Below are 21,406 nucleotides of genomic sequence, written 5' to 3' on the forward strand. Positions count from 1 at the left end.
ATGATAAACGAAACTGCGCGCGCACTGCCGGACGCAGACCTGACGGAGCTGATCGAGGGCCAGGCCGCCCGCACTCCGCGGGCCACGGCGGTTGTCTTCGACGGCGAGTGGCTCACCTACGCCGAGTTCAACGCACGCGCGAACCGGCTCGCCCGGGTGTTGGTCGCCCATGGCGCCGGGCCGGAGCGCGTGGTCGCGGTCAGCCTGCCGCGCTCCATCGACCTCCCGGTCGCGCTGCTCGCCGTACTCAAGTCCGGGGCCGGATACGTGCCGCTGGACCCCGACTATCCGGCAGAGCGGGTCCGCTACATCCGCGAGGACGTCCGCGCCATCCTGCACCTCGACCAAGAACTGCTCGCCGCGGCCGAGAAGGAGATGGCCGACCAGCCGGACGGCAACCTCCGGGACGCGGAACGCCTCTGCCCCCTGCGGCCCGAGCACCCCGCGTACGTGATCTACACCTCCGGTTCCACGGGCCGTCCGAAGGGGGTCCTGATCACCCGCCGGAACGTGCTCAACTTCCTCTCCTGCATGGCGGACCGCTTCCCCATGACGGGCGCGGACCGGGTACTCGGGATCACCACCGTCGCCTTCGACATCGCCGTGCTGGAGTTCTACCTGCCGCTGATGACGGGGGCCGGGCTGCTGCTCGCCCCGCGGGAGACCGTCATCGACCCCGTCCGCCTCGCCGCGCTCGCCACCGCAGGCGGTGCCACGGTCGTGCAGGCCACCCCCTCCCTGTGGCAGGCCCTGACGGCCGAGCAGCCCGAGGCCCTGCGCGGGCTGCGGATGCTCGTCGGCGGTGAGGCCCTGGCGCCGTCCCTCGCGGACACGATGGGTGCCCTCGGCAGCCGGGTCACGAACCTGTACGGGCCCACCGAGACCACCGTCTGGTGCACCGCCGTGACCGTCCCGGACGGGTCGGTGCTGCCCAGCATCGGCGGCCCGACCTGGAACACCCGCATGTACATCCTCGATGAGCGGCTGAGCCCGAGCGGGGAAGGCGAGCTGTACATCGCCGGCGAGGGACTGTCCCGCGGCTACTGGAACCGGCCCGACCTCACGGCGGAGCGCTTCGTCGCCAACCCGTTCGGCGCGCCGGGGGAGCGGATGTACCGCACCGGTGACCTGGCCCGCTGGCGTCCCGACGGCGATCTGGACTACCTGGGCCGGGTCGACCACCAGGTCAAGATCCGCGGTTTCCGGATCGAGTTGGGCGAGATCGAGTCCGTGCTCGCCCAGCACCCGGCCCTCGCCCAGACCGCCGTGGTCGCCCGCGAGGACCGCCCGGGCTCCCCTCTCCTCGTGGCATACCTGGTTCCGGCGCCGGGCGTCGAGTGCCCTGCCGCCGACGAACTGCGCGACCTGGCCGCACGTTCCCTGCCGCACTACATGGTCCCGGCCGCCTTCGTCACCCTCGACCGCTTCCCGCTGACCCCCAACGGGAAGCTGGACCGGCGGGCGCTGCCCGCGCCCGACTTCGCCGCCACCGCGTCGGGCCGGGCGCCCCGCACTGCGCAGGAGGAGCAGCTCGCGGGCCTCTTCGCCGATGTGCTCGCGGTGCCCTCGGTGGGCATCGACGACGACTTCTTCCGCCTCGGCGGGCACTCGCTGCTCGCCACCCGCCTGGTCAGCCGGATCCGGGCCGCCCTCGGGGTCGAACTCCAGGTGCGTACGGTCTTCGAGGCGCCCACGGTCGCGGCCCTGTCGGAGCGGCTCGGCGAGGCCGGCACGGCCCGCCCGGCCGTGCTGCCCGCGGTCCGTCCGCGGCGGGTGCCGCTGTCCTCCGCGCAGCGCCGCCTCTGGTTCCTGGACCGCCTGGGCAATGGCGGTGCCGCGTACCACCTGCCCTACGCCCTGCGGTTGCGGGGTGCGGTGGACCGGGAGGCGCTTGCGGTGGCGCTGGGTGATGTGGTGGCGCGGCACGAGAGTCTGCGGACGGTGTTCCCGGAGGAGGGGGGTGTGCCGTGGCAGGAGGTGCTGGAGGCGGATGCGGCCCGGCCTGAGGTGGAGGTCGTGGAGGTCGCGGATGGCGGTGTGGAGGAGTTGCTGTGTGAGTACGCGGGTCGGGGGTTTGATCTGGCGGGTGGGTTGCCGGTGCGTGCGGCGTTGTTCGTGGTGGGGGCCGAGGAGCACGTGTTGCTGTTGACGGTGCATCACATCGCTGCGGACGGGTGGTCGTTGGTGCCGTTGGGGCGGGATCTGGCGGCGGCGTACGAGGCGCGGGTGCGGGGTGCGGTGCCGGGGTGGCCGGCGTTGCCGGTGCAGTACGTGGATTATGCGTTGTGGCAGCGGGATTTGCTGGGTGAGGAGGGGGATCCGGAGGGTCTGCTCTCGCGTCAGCTGGAGTTCTGGCGGGGTGTGCTGGCGGGTGCGCCGGAGGTGCTGGAGCTGCCGACCGACCGTCCGCGTCCGGCCGTCGCCAGTCACCGCGGTGGTAGCCACGCCTTCGAGATACCGGTCGGCCTCGGCGTGCGTCTTGGGGCGTTGGCCAAGGATTCCGGTGCCACGTTGTTCATGGTGCTCCAGGCGGGGCTTGCGGCGCTGCTGTCGCGGATGGGTGCGGGTGAGGACATTCCGCTGGGTGGTGCGATCGCCGGGCGTCAGGACGAGGCGCTGGACGATCTGGTCGGGTTCTTCGTGAACACGCTGGTGTTGCGTACGGACGTGTCGGGGGATCCGAGTTTCCGTGAACTCCTGGGCCGGGTGCGGGAGTGGGACCTGGCGGCGTACGCGCAGCAGGACGTGCCGTTCGAGCGGGTGGTGGACGCGCTCGCGCCGGACCGTTCGCAGGCGCGGCATCCGTTGTTCCAGGTGATGCTCGTCCTCCAGAACAACGCTGCGGCCGAGCTCCGGATCCCCGGAACGCACGCCGAGATGAGCCGTGTCGACACCCGTGCGGCCAAGTTCGACCTCGCCTTCGAGATGACCGAGCACCCCGACGGAAGGGTTGCGGGCCTGCTCGAATACGCCACGGACCTCTTCGACGCCGATACCGCCGCGGGCCTCGCCGCCCGCCTGGCCCGGCTCCTGGAGGCGGTGGCGGCCGACCCCGACGCCCCGGTCGGTGCGCACGACATCCTCGCGGACCGGGAGCGCCACAACGTCCTGACCGGCTGGAACGACTCGGTCGTGGCGCTGGAGCCGTTGACGGTGCCGGAGCTGTTCGCCCGCCGGGTGGCCGCCGATCCGGGTGCGGACGCGGTGGTCTCGGCCGACGGGGTGCTGTCGGCGGCCGAACTCGACGCACGGGCCGGCCGGTTGGCCCGCCGCCTGGCGCTGTTGGGGGTGGGTCCGGAGTCGCTGGTCGCGCTCGCCCTGCCCAGGTCCACCGTGGACCTGGTGGTCGCCGCGGTGGCGGTGTGGAAGGCGGGCGCCGCCTACCTGCCGGTGGACCCGGCGTACCCGGCGGACCGGATCGCGTACATGCTCGACGACGCCCACCCGGCGCTCGTGCTGGCCACCAGCGAGACGGTGCGGCAGCTGCCCGAGGGCGGCACCGAGGCCCTCCTGCTCGACGACCCCGGCACCTACGGCCTCGACGACCCCGGCACGGACGGCCCGCCGGTCGGGGCGCCCGCGGTCGCGGTGCGGGCCGCACACCCCGCCTACGTCATCTACACCTCGGGTTCCACGGGGCGCCCGAAGGGCGTCGTGGTCTCGCACGCGGGCGTGGCCAGCCTGCTGCACACCCAGACCGAACGCCTTGGTGTGGGGCCGGGCAGCCGCGTGCTCCAGTTCGCCTCGCCGAGCTTCGACGCGGCGTTCTGGGAACTGTGCATGGGCCTGCTGTCCGGGGCGGCCGTGGTGGTGGCCGGGGCCGCCGACCTCCAGCCGGGCGAGCCGCTGGCCGGCACCCTGAAGACGTACGGCGTCACGCACGCGACGCTGCCACCGGTGGTGCTGGCCGCGATGGAGGCCGCGGACGGCGTGCTGCCGGGCGGGACGCTGGTCTCCGCCGGTGAGGCACTCGCCGGTGAGGTCGCCGACCGCTGGTCGGTGGGCCGGGACCTGATCAACGCCTATGGTCCCACCGAGTCCACCGTCTGCGCCTCCATGAGCGGCACGGTGACCGCCGGCACCGCGCCGCCGATCGGCCGGCCCGTCGGCAACACCCGGCTGTACGTCCTCGATGCCGGGCTGCGGCCGACGCCGCCCGGAGTGCTCGGTGAGCTGTACCTGGCGGGAGCGGGACTCGCGCGTGGTTACCTCGGGCGCCCGGGGCTGACCGCCGAGCGGTTCGTGGCGTGCCCGTTCGGCGCGGCGGGCGAGCGGATGTACCGCACCGGCGACCTGGCGCGGTGGCGCCGTGATGGGCAACTGGAGTACGCGGGCCGGGCCGACGACCAGGTCAAGATCCGCGGTTTCCGTATCGAACCGGGTGAGGTCGAGGCCGTACTGGCACGGCACGAGACGGTCGGTCAGGTCGCGGCCCTGGTGCGGGAGGACCAGCCGGGCGTGAAGCAGCTCGTGGCCTATGTCGTCCCGAGCCCCGGGGCCGAGGCGGACCCGTCCCGGCTGCGCGGCCACGTGGGCGAGTCGCTGCCCGACTACATGGTCCCGGCCGCGGTCGTGGTGCTCGCCGCGTTCCCGCAGACCCCCAACGGAAAGCTGGACCGCCGGGCGTTGCCCGCCCCCGACCTGTCCGCCGCCACCAGCGGACGGGCGGCGAACGGGGTGCGCGAGGAGATCCTCTGCGGACTCTTCGGCGAGCTGCTCGGTCTGAGCACGGTCGGCGCCGAGGACAGCTTCTTCGACCTCGGCGGCGACAGCATCATGTCCATCCAACTGGTCAGCCGCGCCCGGCAGGCGGGCCTCGCCGTCACCGCCCAACAGGTCTTCGAGCACAAGTCCCCGGCGGGACTCGCGCGGGTGGCGGCGGGGGCCGGGGAAGCACCCGCCTCGGCGCTCACCTCGCGCAGCGGCATCGGCCGGGTGCCCGCCACGCCGATCGTGCACTGGCTACGCGAACGCGGCGGCCCCGTCGGCCGCTTCCACCAGTCCGCGCTGCTGCACACCCCGGCCGGTCTCACCCAGGACCAGCTGACCGGCGCGGTGCAGGCACTGCTCGACCGGCACGACGCCCTGCGTGCCCGCCTCGTCCGCGAGGACGACTGGGCACTGGAGGTACCCGAGGTGGGCACCGTGTCAGCGGCCGGGCTGATCCGCAGGACCGTGCTGCCGCCCGGGGCCTCGGACAAGGTGCTGCGCGCGGCCATCGTCGCGAACGCGGAGTCGGACGCCGGACTGCTCGACCCGGACGCCGGGGTGATGCTGCGGGCGATCTGGTTCGACGCCGGATCCGACCGGAGCGGACGACTGCTGCTGCTCGTCCACCACCTGGTCGTCGACGGCGTCTCCTGGCGCATCCTGGTGCCGGACCTCGCCGCTGCCTGCGACGCCCTTGCCAAGGGCGAGGCGCCGGCGCTGCCCGCGGTGCCCACCGCACTGCGCGCCTGGTCCGAGGCACTGAGCGAGGCGGCGCCCGGTCGCTCCGGCGAACTGGGCCTGTGGCAAAACCAGTTGGCCGGCGGTGATCCGATACTCGGGAGCCGGCGCCTGGATCTCACGCGGGACACCTTCGCCACCGAGAACACCCTGGAGCGGAGCCTGTCCACCGAGCACACCTCGGCTCTGCTGACGCAGGTGCCCGCCGCCTTCCACACCCAGATCAACGACGTCCTGCTCACCGCCTTCGCCGTGGCCGTCGCCGACTGGCGGGAACGGCGCGGCCGGGCCGGTGACCCGGCGGTGCTGCTCGACCTGGAGGGGCACGGACGGGAGGACGTCGTACCGGGCGCCGATCTGTCCCGTACCGTCGGCTGGTTCACCAGCCTCCATCCGGTGCGCCTCGACCCGGGCGGCGCACACCGCGCCGGGTTCTGGAACGGCGGGGCAGCCGTCGGCGAGGTGCTCAAGCGGATCAAGGAGCAGTTGCGCGCGGTGCCCGACGCAGGCATCGGCTACGGAATGCTCAGGTACCTCACGCCCGCCACGCTGCTGCCACACAGCTCCCCGCCGCAGCTCGGTTTCAACTACCTGGGCAGGTTCCCCGCCGCCGACGGCGCCGGGGAACCGTGGACCGCGGCCCCCGAGGCCGACGCGTTGGGCGGTGGCAGCGACCCGGGGATGCCACTCACCCACGAAGTGGAGCTCAACGCGCTCACCGAGGACGGCCCCGAAGGCCCCCGGCTGGTGGCGACCTGGTCGTGGGCCAAGGACCTGCTCACCGCGGCCGAGGTCGCGGACCTGGCCGACACCTGGTTCCGCGCCCTGGCCGTACTCGCCGACCACGCCTGTGTGCCCGAAGCCGGCGGGCGCACCCCCTCGGACCTGACCCTCGTCTCACTGTCCCAGGCCGAGATCGACCTGCTGGAAGCCGACTGGAGAACCTCGTAATGACGAAGCCGGGACTCGCCGACGTACTGCCGCTCACACCGCTGCAGGAGGGGCTGCTCTTTCACGCGCTGTACGACGAGCACTCCGCCGATGTCTACACCGTGCAGCTGGTCTTCGACCTGGAGGGGGAGCTCGACGCGGCTGCCCTGCGTGCCGCGGCCGAGGCGCTGCTGCGCCGCCACCCCAACCTGCGCGCCGGGTTCCGCCACGAGGGGCTCAGCCGCACCGTGCAGGTCGTTCCGCAGACGGTGGAGCTGCCCTGGACGGAGACGGACCTGTCGGCGGAGACGGACCCGGACCGGCAGAGCGCCGAACTCGACCGGCTGGTCGCCGCCGACCGGGCCGAGCGCTTCGACCTCACTCGGCCGCCCCTGCTGCGCTGCGCCCTGTTCCGGCTCGGCGAGCGGCGGCACAGCCTGGTCCTGACCAAGCACCACATCCTGATGGACGGCTGGTCCATGCCGGTCCTCGTTCGCGAGCTGTTCGAGCTGTACGCGAACCACGGTGACGAGAGCGCGCTGCCGACGGTCACCCCGTACCGCCAGTACCTCGCCTGGCTGAACGCACAGGACAAGGACGCCGCCGAGGCGGCCTGGAGCGAGGCGCTCGCCGGACTCGACGGGCCGAGTCTGCTCGCGCCCGCCGACGCCCCGCCGGTCACGGTGCCGCCGCGGCACCACACCGTGGAACTCCCGGCGAAGCTCACCGAACGCCTGCGCGCCCAGGCGCGGGAGCACGGGCTCACTCTGAACACCCTGCTGCAGGGCGCCTGGGCGCTGCTCCTCGGCAAGCTCACCGGCCGCGACGACGTCGTCTTCGGCGCGACCGTGTCCGGCCGCCCCCCGGAGATCCCCGGCATCGAGACCATGGTCGGTCTGTTCATCAACACGCTGCCGGTACGCATCGAACTGCCCCCCGCCGAGCCGCTCGCCGAGGCCCTGAAGCGGCTCCAATCCCGGCAGGTGGACCTGATGGCCCATCAGCATCTGGGGCTGACCGAGGTGCAGCGCGTCGCCGGGCACGGCACCCTCTTCGACACCATCGCGGTCTTCGAGAACTACCCCCTCGACACCGCCGAACTCCAGCCCGCCGGCGGCGATACCAAGCTCACCGGACTGCGTGCCACCGACGCCACCCACTACGCGCTCGGGGTCATCGCCGACGTGGCCGACGGCCGCCTGCGGATGCGCCTCGACTACCGCCCCGACCTCTTCGAGACCGAGGCGGTGCGCCGCGTCGGCGAGTACCTGACGCGGATCTTCGAGGCCTTCGCCGCGGACCCGACCCGGCCCACCGGCCGCTACGACATCCTCGACGACGAGGAACTGCACCGGATCGTCACGGAGTGGAACGAGCGCGGCGAACGGCCCGCGCCCGTCGCCCAGAACTCCCTCTCCACCCTCTTCGCCGTGCAGGCCGCCCGCAACGCCAGGGCCGTCGCTGTCACCTGCGGGGATGAGCAGCTGACGTACGCGGAACTCGACGCGCGCGCCAACCGGCTGGCCCGGCTGCTGGTGCGGCATGGCGCGGGACCCGAGCGGTTCGTGGCGCTCGCGCTGCCCCGCTCCGTGGACCTGGTGGTCGCCGTCCTCGCGGTGCTCAAGTCCGGTGCCGCCTACGTGCCACTGGACCCGGCCTATCCCGCGGACCGGCTCGCCTACATGCTGGCGGACTCCCGCCCGGCCCTGCTGGTGTCGCGCTCCGACGCGGGAGTGCCCGACGGTCTCGGCGACACCGAGCGGCTGCTGCTCGACGAGCCGGACACGATGGCCGCGCTCGCCGCCGAGCCGGACACCGACCCGGGCGTGCGCGTGCATCCGCACCAGAGCGCGTACGTCATCTACACCTCGGGTTCCACCGGCCGCCCCAAGGGCGTGGTGGTCCCGCACCAGAACGTCATCCGGCTCTTCGGCGCCACCCGGCACTGGTTCCACTTCGGCCCGAACGACGTCTGGACCCTCTTCCACTCGTACGCCTTCGACTTCTCGGTCTGGGAGCTGTGGGGCGCGCTGCTGCACGGCGGCCGGCTCGTCGTCGTGCCGCACGAGGTCAGCCGCTCCCCGGAGGACTTCCTGCGGCTGCTCGTCGAGGAGCGGGTCACGATACTCAACCAGACCCCTTCGGCCTTCTACCAGTTGATGCGCGCCGACCGTGAAGATCCCGAACTCGGCGACAGGTTGAGTCTGACGCACGTGGTGTTCGGCGGCGAGGCGCTCGACCTGTGGCGCCTGGCCGACTGGTACGCCCGCCATGACGACCGTGCCCCCGTCCTGGTCAACATGTACGGCATCACCGAGACCACGGTGCACGTCAGCCACCTTGAACTGGATGCGCCGGACGCCGCGGCCGGACCCGGGAGCATGATCGGCGGCGCCATCCCGGACCTGCGGATCTACGTGCTCGACACCGGACTGCGGCCCGCCGCACCCGGTGTCGCCGGGGAGATGTACGTCGCAGGATGCGGCCTGGCCCGCGGCTACCTGGACCGGGCCGCACTCACGGCCGAGCGCTTCGTCGCCGACCCGTTCGGCGCCTTTGGGGCCCGGATGTACCGCACCGGCGACCTGGCCCGCTGGACGGTGGACGGCACACTGGAGTTCGTGGGCCGGGCCGACGACCAGGTCAAGGTCCGCGGTTTCCGGATCGAGTTGGGCGAGATCGAGTCCGTGCTCGCCGGCCACCCGGCCCTCGCAGAGGTCGCCGTGACCGTCCGCGAGGACCAGCCGGGCGACAAGCGGATCGTCGCCTACGTGGTTCCCTCGGCCGGGCAGGCGGGCGAACTGCCGAAGGTGCGTGCGCACGCCGCTGAGAACCTGCCGCACTACATGGTCCCGGCCGCCTTCGTCACCCTCGACCGCTTCCCGCTGACCCCCAACGGGAAGCTGGACCGGGGGGCGCTACCCGCTCCCGACGTCGCGGACGCCTCCGGTGGGCGGGCACCACGCGATGCCCGTGAGGAGATCCTGTGCGGCCTGTTCGCCCAGGTGCTCGGCGTCGACCGGGTCACCGCCGACGACGACTTCTTCCGCCTCGGCGGGCACTCGCTGCTCGCCACCCGCCTGGTCAGCCGGATCCGTACGGCCTTGGGCGCGGAGCTCGCCATCCGCACCCTCTTCGAGGCGTCCACGGTGGCGCAGCTCGCCGAGCGGCTCGGCGAGGCGGACGAGGCGCGCACGGCGCTGCGGCCCGCCGACCGTCCGGGCCGGGTGCCGCTGTCCTTCGCGCAGCAGCGGCTGTGGTTCCTGGACCGCCTGGAGGGCGCGAGCGCCACGTACAACATCCCGTTCGCCCTGCGGTTGCGGGGTGCGGTGGACCGGGAGGCGCTTGCGGTGGCGCTGGGTGATGTGGTGGCGCGGCACGAGAGTCTGCGGACGGTGTTCCCGGAGGAGGGGGGTGTGCCGTGGCAGGAGGTGCTGGAGGCGGATGCGGCCCGGCCTGAGGTGGAGGTCGTGGAGGTCGCGGATGGCGGTGTGGAGGAGTTGCTGTGTGAGTACGCGGGTCGGGGGTTTGATCTGGCGGGTGGGTTGCCGGTGCGTGCGGCGTTGTTCGTGGTGGGGGCCGAGGAGCACGTGTTGCTGTTGACGGTGCATCACATCGCTGCGGACGGGTGGTCGTTGGTGCCGTTGGGGCGGGATCTGGCGGCGGCGTACGAGGCGCGGGTGCGGGGTGCGGTGCCGGGGTGGCCGGCGTTGCCGGTGCAGTACGTGGATTATGCGTTGTGGCAGCGGGATTTGCTGGGTGAGGAGGGGGATCCGGAGGGTCTGCTCTCGCGTCAGCTGGAGTTCTGGCGGGGTGTGCTGGCGGGTGCGCCGGAGGTGCTGGAGCTGCCGACCGACCGTCCGCGTCCGGCCGTCGCCAGTCACCGCGGTGGTAGCCACGCCTTCGAGATACCGGTCGGCCTCGGCGTGCGCCTTGGGGCGTTGGCCAAGGATTCCGGTGCCACGTTGTTCATGGTGCTCCAGGCGGGGCTTGCGGCGCTGCTGTCGCGGATGGGTGCGGGTGAGGACATTCCGCTGGGTGGTGCGATCGCCGGGCGTCAGGACGAGGCGCTGGACGATCTGGTCGGGTTCTTCGTGAACACGCTGGTGTTGCGTACGGACGTGTCGGGGGATCCGAGTTTCCGTGAACTCCTGGGCCGGGTGCGGGAGTGGGACCTGGCGGCGTACGCGCAGCAGGACGTGCCGTTCGAGCGGGTGGTGGACGCGCTCGCGCCGGACCGTTCGCAGGCGCGGCATCCGTTGTTCCAGGTGATGCTCGTCCTCCAGAACACCGGCGGTGTCGCCCCCGAACTGCCCGGTCTGTACGCCGAGTCGATCCCGGTCGGCACCGGCGCGGCCAAGTTCGACCTCGGCCTGGAGTTCACCGAGCGGGACTCCGGCGGCCTCGACGGCCTGGTCGAGTACAGCAGCGACCTGTTCGACCTCGCCACGGTCGAGCTGCTGGTCGAACGCCTGCTGCGGCTGCTCGCCGCCGCGGCCGCCGACCCCGGGGCGCCCGTCGGCGAACTCGACATCCTGACCGCGCAGGAGCGGCGGCAGGTACTGACCGACCAGGGCGATGCCGCGCGGGAACCCGCGCCGCTGACCGCCGCCGAACTGTTCGCGCGCCGGGTGGCCGCGGATCCGCAGGCGCCTGCGCTCGTGTGCGGTGACGAGACCCTCTCGGCAGCCGAACTGGACGTGCGGTCCAACCAGTTGGCGCATTTCCTGGGCGCGCTCGGAGTAGGTCCGGAGTCCCTGGTGGCGCTGATGCTTCCGCGCTCCTCGACGGACCTGGTGGTGGCGGTGCTCGCGGTGTGGAAGGCCGGCGGCGCCTACCTGCCGGTGGACCCGGAGTATCCGCAGGACCGCATCGCCTACATGCTCGGGGACGCCCGACCCGCCCTGGTGCTCACCACCACCGGGGCGGCGGGCGAGCGGTTGCCCGAGGACGCCGAAACCGTCCTGCTCGACGAACTCGACCTTGCGCGCTTCGCCGAGCAGTCCCCCGAGGCGGCGACGACGGCGGCGAACTCCGCGTACGTGATCTACACCTCGGGTTCCACGGGGCGCCCGAAGGGCGTCGTGGTCTCGCACGCGGGCGTGGCCAGCCTGCTGCACACCCAGACCGAACGCCTTGGTGTGGGGCCGGGCAGCCGCGTGCTCCAGTTCGCCTCGCCGAGCTTCGACGCGGCGTTCTGGGAACTGTGCATGGGCCTGCTGTCCGGGGCGGCCGTGGTGGTCGCGGGCGCGGAGGGTACGCAGCCCGGCGATCTGCTGGCCCGGACGCTGGTGTCGGCCGGGGTCACGCATGCGACCCTGCCGCCGGTGGTGCTCGCGGCGATGGAGGCTGCCGACGACGTGCTGCCGGACGGGACGCTGGTCTCGGCCGGTGAGGCGCTGTCCGCCGAGGTCGTCTCCCGCTGGTCGGCGGGTCGCCGCCTGATCAACGCCTACGGGCCCACGGAGGCCACGGTCTGTGCGTCGATGAGCGGTGCCCTGGTCGCGGGCGGGGCGGTGCCGATCGGCCGTCCGGTGCTCGGCGGCCGGCTGTTCGTGCTGGACGCGCGGCTGCGCCCGGTACCGTCGGGCGTGACCGGCGAGCTGTACGTGGCCGGCGCCGCTCTGGCTCGCGGGTACCTGGGCCGTGCCGCGCTGACGGCCGAGCGGTTCGTGGCCTGCCCGTTCGGCGCGGCGGGCGAGCGGATGTACCGCACCGGCGACCTGGCGCGGTGGCGTCGCGACGGGCAACTGGACTACGTGGGCCGGGCCGATGACCAGGTCAAGATCCGGGGCTTCAGGATCGAGCCGGGGGAGATCGAGTCGGTCCTTGCCGCCCACGAGGGCGTGGGCCAGGCGGCCGTGATGGTCCGTGAGGACCAGCCGGGCGTACGCCGCCTCGTCGCCTACGTGGTGCCGAGTGCCCCTGCCGGTGAGGGAACCGACGCTCGGACGACTGCGGCCGGAACCCTCGCGGTCGACCCCGCCGAGCTGCGGGCGCGGGTGGCGGAGGAACTGCCGGACTACATGGTTCCGGCGGCCGTCGTAGCACTCGACGCATTCCCGCTGACCCCGAACGGGAAGCTGGACCGCAAGGCGCTGCCCGCACCGGACCTGTCCACGGGCGGCGACGGGCGGGAGGCGTCCGACGCCCGCGAGGAGACGCTGCGCGGCCTGTTCCGGGAGCTGCTGAACCTGGACTCGGTCGGTTTCGACGACAGCTTCTTCGACCTCGGCGGCGACAGCATCATGTCCATCCAGCTGGTCAGCCGCGCCCGGCAGGCGGGCCTGGTCATCACCCCGAGGCAGGTCTTCGAGCGCCGCACCGTCGCCGCGCTCGCCGCCGTCGCCGGCAGCCTGGACCAGGTCGTCAGCGAGGGGCCCGACCTCGGTATCGGGGAGATCCAGCTCATGCCGACCGTGCACTGGCTGCGCCAACGCGGCGGCCCCATCGCCAAGTTCAACCAGTCGACGCTGCTGCAGGCGCCGGCCGACCTCACCGAGGAGCTGCTCGCCGAAGCACTGCAGGCGGTGCTCGACCACCACGACGCCCTGCGCATGCGCCTGATCCGGGAGACCGGCCAGTGGCGCCTCGACGTCCCCGCACGCGGCACCGTCAAGGCCGCCGAGTGGGTACTGCGGGTCGACGCGGCGGGCTGCGACCCCGCCGCACTGCGGGCACTCACCTCCCGTCAGAGCGAGGCGGCCTGGGCCCGGATCAACCCGGACGAGGGCACGATGCTCCAGGCGGTGTGGTTCGACGCCGGAGCCGGCAAGCCGGGACGGTTGCTGCTTGTCGCCCACCACCTGGTCGTCGACAACGTCTCCTGGCAGATCCTGGTCCCCGACCTCGCCGCAGCCTGCGAGTCCCTCGCCAACGGCAAGCAGCCGGACCTCCAGCCGGTCGGAACCTCGATGCGGCGCTGGGCAGAGCACCTGGTCGAGCTGGCCCACACCCCGCAGCGCGAGGCGGAACTCCCGCTGTGGGAAGAGATGCTGGAGTATCCGGACGAGCTGCTGGGCGAGCGTCCGCTGGACCCGGGGCAGGACGTCTTCGAGACGATGCGCTACCTGACCACCACCGAGCCGGCCGAGCACGTGGGCCCGCTGCTGACCTCCCTGCCCGCTGCCTACCACGCGGGTGTCAACGACGTACTGCTCACCGCGCTCGCCCTGGCCGTCGCCGACTGGCGGGCCGGCCGGGACGAGGAGGCCGCGACCGAGGTACTCGTCGATCTGGAGGGACACGGCCGTGAGGAGCTGGTCGAGGGGGTCGAGCTGTCCCGCACCGTGGGCTGGTTCACCAGCATTCATCCGGTGCGCCTGGACCCGGGCACACGTGGCCTGGCCGGCCTGGAGGAGGGCGGCCCGGAGGTCGGTGAGGCCCTCAAGCGGATCAAGGAGCAGCTGCGGGCCCTGCCCGACAGCGGCATCGGCTTCGGCATGCTGCGCTACCTCAACCACGGCACCCGGGCCGTGCTCAGCGACCTGATCGGTCCGCAGATCAGCTTCAACTACCTCGGCAGGTCCGCCCCGGCGGGCACCGGCGAGGCCGCGCCCTGGACGCCGGTGGCGGACGCGGAGATGGTCGGCGGCGCCGACCTCTCCGGCGGCCGGCCCGACCCGCAGACTCCGCTGACCCACGCCCTCGCCGTCAACGCGATGACCGAGGACCATCCGGACGGGCCGCGGCTGCTGCTCGTCTGGACCTGGCCGCAGACCCTGCTGCTCGAACAGGATGTACGCGATCTCAGCGCCTGCTTCTCGCGTGCCGTGCGGGCTCTCGCAGCCCATGCGGGGCACTCGGACATCGGCGGACTTACCCCCTCGGACCTCTCGCTGGTCCGCCTCAGCCAGAACGAACTCGACGCCGTCACCGCGAGCGTCGAGCCCCTCGACGCGGACGACTGGGACGACGAGGACGACTTTTCGGACGAATGGGAGATGGCCAAGTGAGCAAGCCTGCGGTGGAGGACATCCTCCCCCTCTCGCCACTTCAGGAGGGCATGCTCTTCCAGGCCCTCTACGATGAGGACGGACCGGACCTCTACGTCCACCAGCTCCTCCTGGACCTGGAAGGCCCGCTGGACGTCAGGGCCCTGCGCCGTGCCGCGCGGATCCTGCTCCAGCGGCATGCGAACCTGCGCGTCGGTTTCCGGCACGACCGCTCGGCCGGGCCGCTCCAGCTGGTGCACAGCAAGGTCAAGGTGCCCTGGGCGCAGGTCGACCTGAGCGGCCTCGACGAGGACCGGCGCACGACCGAACTCGCCCGGCGCGCCGACGAGGACCGGGCCCTCGGCTTCGACCTGGCCCAGCCGCCGCTGCTGCGCTTCACCGTCTTCCGGCTCGGCCCGGGCCGCTTCCGGCTGATGCTGACCAAGCACCACATCCTGATGGACGGCTGGTCGGTGCCGGTCCTCGTCCGCGAGCTGTTCGACCTCTACGGCAGCGAGGGCGACGCGTCGGTGCTCCGCCCCGTCACCCCGTACCGCGACTACCTCACGTGGCTCGCCGCTCAGGACCCGGACACGGCGCGCGAGGCCTGGACCGGCGCCCTGGAGGACATCGACGAGCCGACCCTGGTCGCCCCCGTGCACCGGGGCCGGGAACTGGTGCGGCCGGGCTGGCTGCGGCACGAGGTGCCCGCGGAGATCACCGAGGGCCTGCTCCGCTTCGCCCGCGGCCACTCGCTGACCGTCAACACGGTCGTCCAGGGCGCATGGGGGCTGCTGCTCACGGCGCTCACCGGCCGCGACGACGTCGTCTTCGGCGCCATCGTCTCCGGACGGCCGCCGGAGATCCCCGGCGTCGACACCATGGTGGGCCTGTTCATCAACACCCTGCCGGTGCGGATCAGGTTCCGGCCCGAGGAGTCGCTCGTGCAGGCGCTGACCCGGCTCCAGGGCGAGCAGAGCGAACTCCTCGCCCACCAGCACGTCCGGCTCAGCGACGTACAGCAGGTCTCCGGGCACCAGGAGCTGTTCGACACCACGCTCGTCTACCAGAACTACCCGGTCGACCCGACCACGGAGGAACTCGTGGTGGGCGGCGTGCGGTTCAGCGGGGTGGATGGCCGGGACGGCGCGCACTACCCGCTCAACCTGGCCGCCGGGCTCATGGACGAGGACCTGCACCTGCGGCTGTGCTACGCCCCCGACCTCTTCGACGAGGCGGCCGCCCGTGCCGTGCTCGACCGGCTGGTGCGGATGCTCACCGCCGTCGCCGCCGACCCCGGGCAGACCGTCGGCCGCCTCAACCTGCTCTCCCCGGCCGAGGGGGACCGGCTGCTGCGCGACTACAACGACGGAGCCGGTGACAGCGGCGTCACCCCGGCGACCCTGCCCGAGCTGTTCGAGGCCAAGGTGGCCGAGGCGCCCGACGCGCCGGCGCTGCTCTTCGGCGACGCCGTCGTCTCGTACCGCGAACTGGACGAGCAGGCCAACCGGCTTGCCCGCAGGCTGATCGAACTCGGCGTCGCTCCCGAGCAGTTCGTCGCCGTCTCGGTGCCCCGCTCCATCGATCTCATCGTCGCGCTGTGGGCGGTCATCAAGGCCGGGGCGGCCTATCTGCCGCTCGACCCCGAATACCCGGTGGACCGCCTCTCCTTCATGGTGGAGGACGCCGGGCCGGGACTGCTGATCACCACCACCCAGACCGCCGGGCTCCTCGACGGCCTGGCACCGGAGGTGACCCGGCTGGTCCTGGACGCCCCCGGCACCGCCGAGGAACTGGGGACGTACGACGGCTCGGCGGTCACGGACGCCGAACGCCGCGCGCCGCTCACCACCGCGCACCCGATGTACCTCATCTACACCTCGGGTTCCACCGGCCGCCCGAAGGGCGTCGTGGTCCCGCACCACGGTCTGGCCAGCCTGGTCGCCACCCAGGCCGCGGCCGTCCAGCCAGGACCCGGCAGCCGGGTCCTGCAGTTCGCCTCGGTGAGCTTCGACGCGGGCTTCTGGGACATCTCCATGGGCCTGCTGTCCGGTGCCGCCCTGGTCCTGGCCCCCGCCGACGAGCTGCTGCCCGGCGACCCGCTCGCCGCCCTGGTCCGCCGCCACCGGATCACCCACGCCACGCTGCCGCCGGTGGCGCTCGCCTCGTTCCCGGACGAAGAGGACATCCTCGCCGGGGCCACCCTGGTCTCCACCGGTGACGCCTGCACCCCGGAACTGGTCGCCCGCTGGGCGCCCGGCCGGCGCCTGCTCAACGGCTACGGCCCCACCGAGACCACCGTCGGCGCCACCATGAGCGGTCCGCTCGCCGTCGGTGGCACCCCGCCCATCGGGCACCCCTTCGTCAACTCGCGGGTGTACCTCCTGGACCGCTGGCTGCGTCCGGTGCCCGCCGGCTCCGTCGGCGAGATGTACCTCTCCGGTCCCGGTCTCGCCCGCGGATACCACGAACGGCCCGCGCTCACCGCCCAGCGGTTCGTCGCCGACCCGTTCGGCCCGCCCGGCTCCCGCCTCTACTGCTCCGGCGACCTCGGCCGGTGGCGGCCCGACGGCCAGCTGGAGTTCGTCGGCCGTGCCGACAACCAGGTCAAGGTCCGCGGTTTCCGTGTCGAGCTGGGCGAGATCGAGTCGGTGCTCGGCGGGCACGAGACCGTCGGCCACGCCGTGGTCGTCGTCCGAGAGGACGAGCCGGGCGACAAGCGCATCGTCGGCTATGTGCTCGCCGCTGGTACGCAGCGGCCCGAACCTGAGGCGTTGCGCGCACACATCGGCGCCGTGCTGCCCGAGTTCATGGTGCCGTCCGCCATCGCCGTCCTCGACGAGTTTCCGCTCACCCCCAACGGCAAGGTCGACCGCAAGGCCCTGCCGGTACCGGAACTCGCCGGGTCCAGTGGCGGCCGGGCTCCCGAGACCCAGGAGGAGGAGGCGCTCTGCGCGCTCTTCGCCAACGTCCTCGGCCTGGACGCGGTCGGCGTGGAGGACAGCTTCTTCTCGCTCGGCGGGCACTCGCTGCTCGCCACCCGCCTGGTCAGCCGGGTGCGCTCCGACTTCGGCGTGGAACTCGCCATCCGCGCCCTGTTCGAGGCGCCCACCCCGGCCGAGCTGGCCCAGCGGATCGTCGCGGCGGGCGGCGCCCGCCCGCCGCTGCGGGCCGCCGAGCGGCCCGAGACCGTGCCGCTGTCCTTCGCCCAGCGGCGGCTGTGGTTCCTCAACCGCATGGAGGGCGCGAGCGCGACCTACAACATCCCGCTCGCGATACGCCTGCACGGCACCGTCGACAAGGCGGCCCTCAACACCGCGCTCGCCGACCTGTCGGAACGGCACGAGTCGCTGCGCACCGTGTTCCCCGCCACCGACGGCGAGCCCCGCCAGGAAGTGCTGCCGCTGGAGCGCCGGCGCAGCGTGTTCACCTTCGCCGAGGTCACCGAGGACGCCCTTGAGCAGCGGCTCACCGCCGAGGCCGCCCGCGGCTTCGACCTGACCGGCGAACTCCCGCTGCGCGCCACGCTGTTCAGCACCGGGCCCGAGGAGCACGTGCTGCTCCTGGTGATGCACCACATCGCCACCGACGGCTGGTCCATGGCACCGCTGGCCGGCGACTTCGCCGCCGCCTACGCGGCACGCAAGGAGGGATCGGCACCGCGCTTCGAGCTGCTGCCCGTGCAGTACGCGGACTTCGCGCTCTGGCAGCGCGACCTCCTGGGCGACGAGGAGGACGAGCGCAGCGTCGCCGCCCAACAGATCGCCTACTGGAAGCGCACCCTGGCCGGACTGCCCGACCAGCTGGAGCTGCCGCTGGACCGGCCCCGTCCGGCCGTGCTCGGCAACCGGGGCGACGGCGTCCGCTTCACCCTCGACGCCCGGCTGCACGCCCGGCTCGCCCGGCTCGCCCACGACACCCGGGCCAGCATGTTCATGGTGCTCCAAGCGGGCTTCGCCGCCGTCCTCACCGCGGAGGGCGCCGGAACCGACATCCCCGTCGGCACCCCGGTCGCCGGACGCACCGACGACGCCCTCGACGACCTTGTCGGCTTCTTCGTCAACACCCTGGTGCTGCGCACCGACACCTCCGGCACCCCCACCTTCCGGGAGCTGGTCGCCCGCGTACGGGAGACCGACCTCGCCGCGTACGCGCACCAGGACCTGCCATTCGAGCGCCTGGTGGAGGTGCTCAACCCGGCCCGGTCGCTGGCCCGGCACCCGCTCTTCCAGGTGCTCGTCTCGGTGCACAACAACGCCGAGGCCGACTTCCAGCTCGATGGCACCACCACCAGCCCGTACCCCGCCGACTCCACGGTCGCCAAGTTCGACCTGGCCGTGCACCTCGGGGAGCGCTTCGACGCCGCGGGCACCCCGGACGGCATCGACGGAGTGCTGCAGTACAACACGGAGCTGTTCGACCCGGGCACCGCCGAGCGGCTCGCCGGACGCCTGGCCACCCTGCTCACCGCCGCCACCGACCGCCCCGACGCCCCGGTGGGCACCCTCGACGTGCTCACCGCCGATGAGCGCCGCGAACTGCTCGCCCACGGCGACGGCGGCGACGCCGGCGCCCCGACGGGCACTCTGTCCGAGCTGTTCGAGGCCCAGGTGGGGCGCACCCCGCAGCGTACGGCCGTCAGCACCGCCGCAGAGAGCCTGACCTACGAGGGGTTGAACTCCCGGGCGAACCGGCTCGCCCGCAGGCTGATCGCCCGCGGCGCCGGGCCCGAGAAGACGGTGGCGATCTGCCTGCCCCGCTCGGCCGATCTGGTGGTCGCGCTGCTCGCGGTGCTGAAGTCCGGTGCCGCCTACGTGCCACTCGACCCGGACCACCCGGTGGAGCGCACCCGGTTCGTGCTGTCCGACGCCGGCCCCGTGCTCGTCGTCACCGAATCGGGCACCGCCTCCGGGCTGCCGGCCGACAGCACCCCGAGGCTGCTGCTCGACGAGATCGACTCCCTCGACGACCTCGACACACTCGCCGACCTCACCGACGCGGACCGGCTCGCCCCGCTGGAGGAGGCGCACCCCGCCTACCTCATCTACACCTCGGGATCAACCGGCCGCCCCAAGGGTGTGGTCGTCGAACACCGCTCCGTCACCGACTACCTGAGCTGGGCGTCGGCCTCCTACCCGAGCGCCGCCGGGGCCGCGCTGCTGCACTCCCCGGTCACCTTCGACCTGACCGTGACCGCCCTGTACACGCCGCTGGTCACCGGCGGCCACGTACGGCTCGCAGCCGTCGACGACGCGCCGGACCCCGCCACCGACATCACCTTCCTCAAGGCCACCCCGAGCCACCTGCCGCTGCTCGCCACCCTCCCCGAGGCGCACGTGCCCTCCGGTGAACTCCTCCTCGGCGGCGAGGCGTTGGGGTCGCAGGCGCTTGCCGGATTTCGTACTCGCCACCCCGGCACCGCCGTGGTCAACGTGTACGGGCCGACCGAGGCCACCGTCAACTGCACCCAATACCGCATCGAGCCGGGCGCGGAGCCGCCCGCCGGGGCCGTGCCGATCGGACGCCCCTTCGCGGGCACCCGGGCGTACGTGCTCGACGCGTGGCTGCGCCCGGTGCCGTCGGGCGTGCGGGGCGAGCTGTACATCGCGGGCCGGAGCCTTGCGCGCGGCTACCTCGACAGGGCTGCCCTCACCGGGGAGCGCTTCGTCGCCGACCCGTTCGGGCCGGCCGGGACGCGGATGTACCGCACCGGGGACCTGGCGTACTGGAACCGTGACGGGCAGCTCGTGTACGCGGGCCGCGCCGACGGACAGGTCAAGCTGCGCGGTTTCCGTATCGAGACCGGCGAGGTGGAGGCCGTGCTCGCCCGGCACCCGGGCGTACGGCGGGCCGCCGTGGTGCTGCGCGAGGACACCCCCGGCGACCAGCGCCTGGTCGCCTACCTCGCCGGCGAGTTTGTGCCCGAGGCGGAGGAACTGCACACGCTGGTCGCCGAGTCGGTGCCGGAGTACATGGTCCCGGCCGCGTTCGTCGAGCTGGAGGAGCTGCCGCTGACCCACAACAGCAAGTTGGACGTGCCCGCGCTGCCGAAGCCCGGCTTCAGCTCCGTCGAGGAGTACCGGGCGCCCCGCACCGAACGCGAGGAGCTGCTGTGCCGGCTGTTCGCCGAGGTGCTCGGGGCGGAACTGGTCGGCATCGACGACGACTTCTTCGAACTGGGCGGACACTCCCTGCTGATCCTGCGTCTGGCCGGCCGGATCCGCGAGACCCTCGGCGCGGACCTCACGATCCGCACCCTCTTCGAGGCCCCGACGGTCGCCCGGCTCGAACCCCGGCTCGGCTCCGACACCCTCGACGACGCCCTGGACGTACTGCTGCCGCTGCGCACCGGCGGCGACCTGCCGCCGCTGTTCTGCGTGCACCCCGGGCTCGGCATCGGCTGGGTGTACTCCGGTCTCGTCCCTGCCCTGGAACGCGACCGCCCGCTCTACGCGCTCCAGGCCCGCGGACTCACCGGGCGGGGCGAACTGCCGGCAACCCCGCAGGAGATGGCCGAGGACTACCTGGCACGGATCCGCGAGGTCCAGCCGGAGGGCCCGTACCACCTGCTCGGCTGGTCCTTCGGCGGTCTGGTGGCGCATCTGTTGGCCACCAGGCTGCAGGCCCAGGGCGAGGAGGTCGCGCTGCTGGCCATGATGGACGCCTACCCGACCGGACGCAGGCGGGCCGAGTTCCAGGGCGACGAGTTCCTGCGTGAACTCGCCTCGCTCACCGGCCGGGCGCCCGACGACGGCACCGAGCTGGACCACGCTGCCGTGGCGAAGCTGCTGAGCGGTGGCGAGAACGCCCTGGCCGGTCTGGAGGCCCGGCATGTGGCGGCGATCGAAAGGGTCGCCGCGAACAACCAGGCCGTCGGCGACGCTCTGCGGCTCGGCGAGTTCCGGGGCGACGTGCTGTATTTCCTCGCCACGGAAGGCCGCGACGCCGACGCACCGCGCGCGCAGTCCTGGCAGGCCCATGTGACGGGGCGGCTTGAGATCCATGAAGTCGCCTGCAGCCACGACGAGATGACCCTTCCTGAGTCGATCTCCCAGATCGGCCGTGTGGTCGCGGACCGGCTCCGCGGCGAGTGA

Annotated in this window: 3 protein-coding genes; all 3 read left to right on the forward strand. The window is 72.7% G+C overall.

The window, feature by feature from the left end:
- From OH735_RS23315 to OH735_RS23325, 3 genes are read left to right on the forward strand one after another with little or no spacing between them, the layout of a single operon-like run.
- Positions 1–6,399 (forward strand): amino acid adenylation domain-containing protein, encoded by a 6,399-nt coding sequence (locus tag OH735_RS23315; RefSeq protein WP_406383457.1) that lies wholly within the window; start codon positions 1–3, stop codon positions 6,397–6,399.
- On the forward strand, positions 6,399–14,333 hold the full coding sequence (locus OH735_RS23320) for an amino acid adenylation domain-containing protein (protein ID WP_406383458.1): 7,935 nt from the start codon (positions 6,399–6,401) through the stop codon (positions 14,331–14,333). The genes OH735_RS23315 and OH735_RS23320 overlap by 1 nt, the downstream gene beginning before the upstream one ends.
- Positions 14,330–21,406 (forward strand): amino acid adenylation domain-containing protein, encoded by a 7,077-nt coding sequence (locus OH735_RS23325; protein WP_406383459.1) that lies wholly within the window; start codon positions 14,330–14,332, stop codon positions 21,404–21,406. The genes OH735_RS23320 and OH735_RS23325 overlap by 4 nt, the downstream gene beginning before the upstream one ends.

The sequence above is a fragment of the Streptomyces sp. NBC_01618 genome, assembly GCF_045209435.1.
GTDB lineage: Bacteria > Actinomycetota > Actinomycetes > Streptomycetales > Streptomycetaceae > Streptomyces.

Bases quoted from the DNA above. Each gene is read 5' to 3' on its own strand.
- OH735_RS23315 (WP_406383457.1), top strand. From the start codon at position 1: ATGATAAACGAAACTGCGCGCGCACTGCCGGACGCAGACCTGACGGAG.
- OH735_RS23320 (WP_406383458.1), top strand. From the start codon at position 6,399: ATGACGAAGCCGGGACTCGCCGACGTACTGCCGCTCACACCGCTGCAG.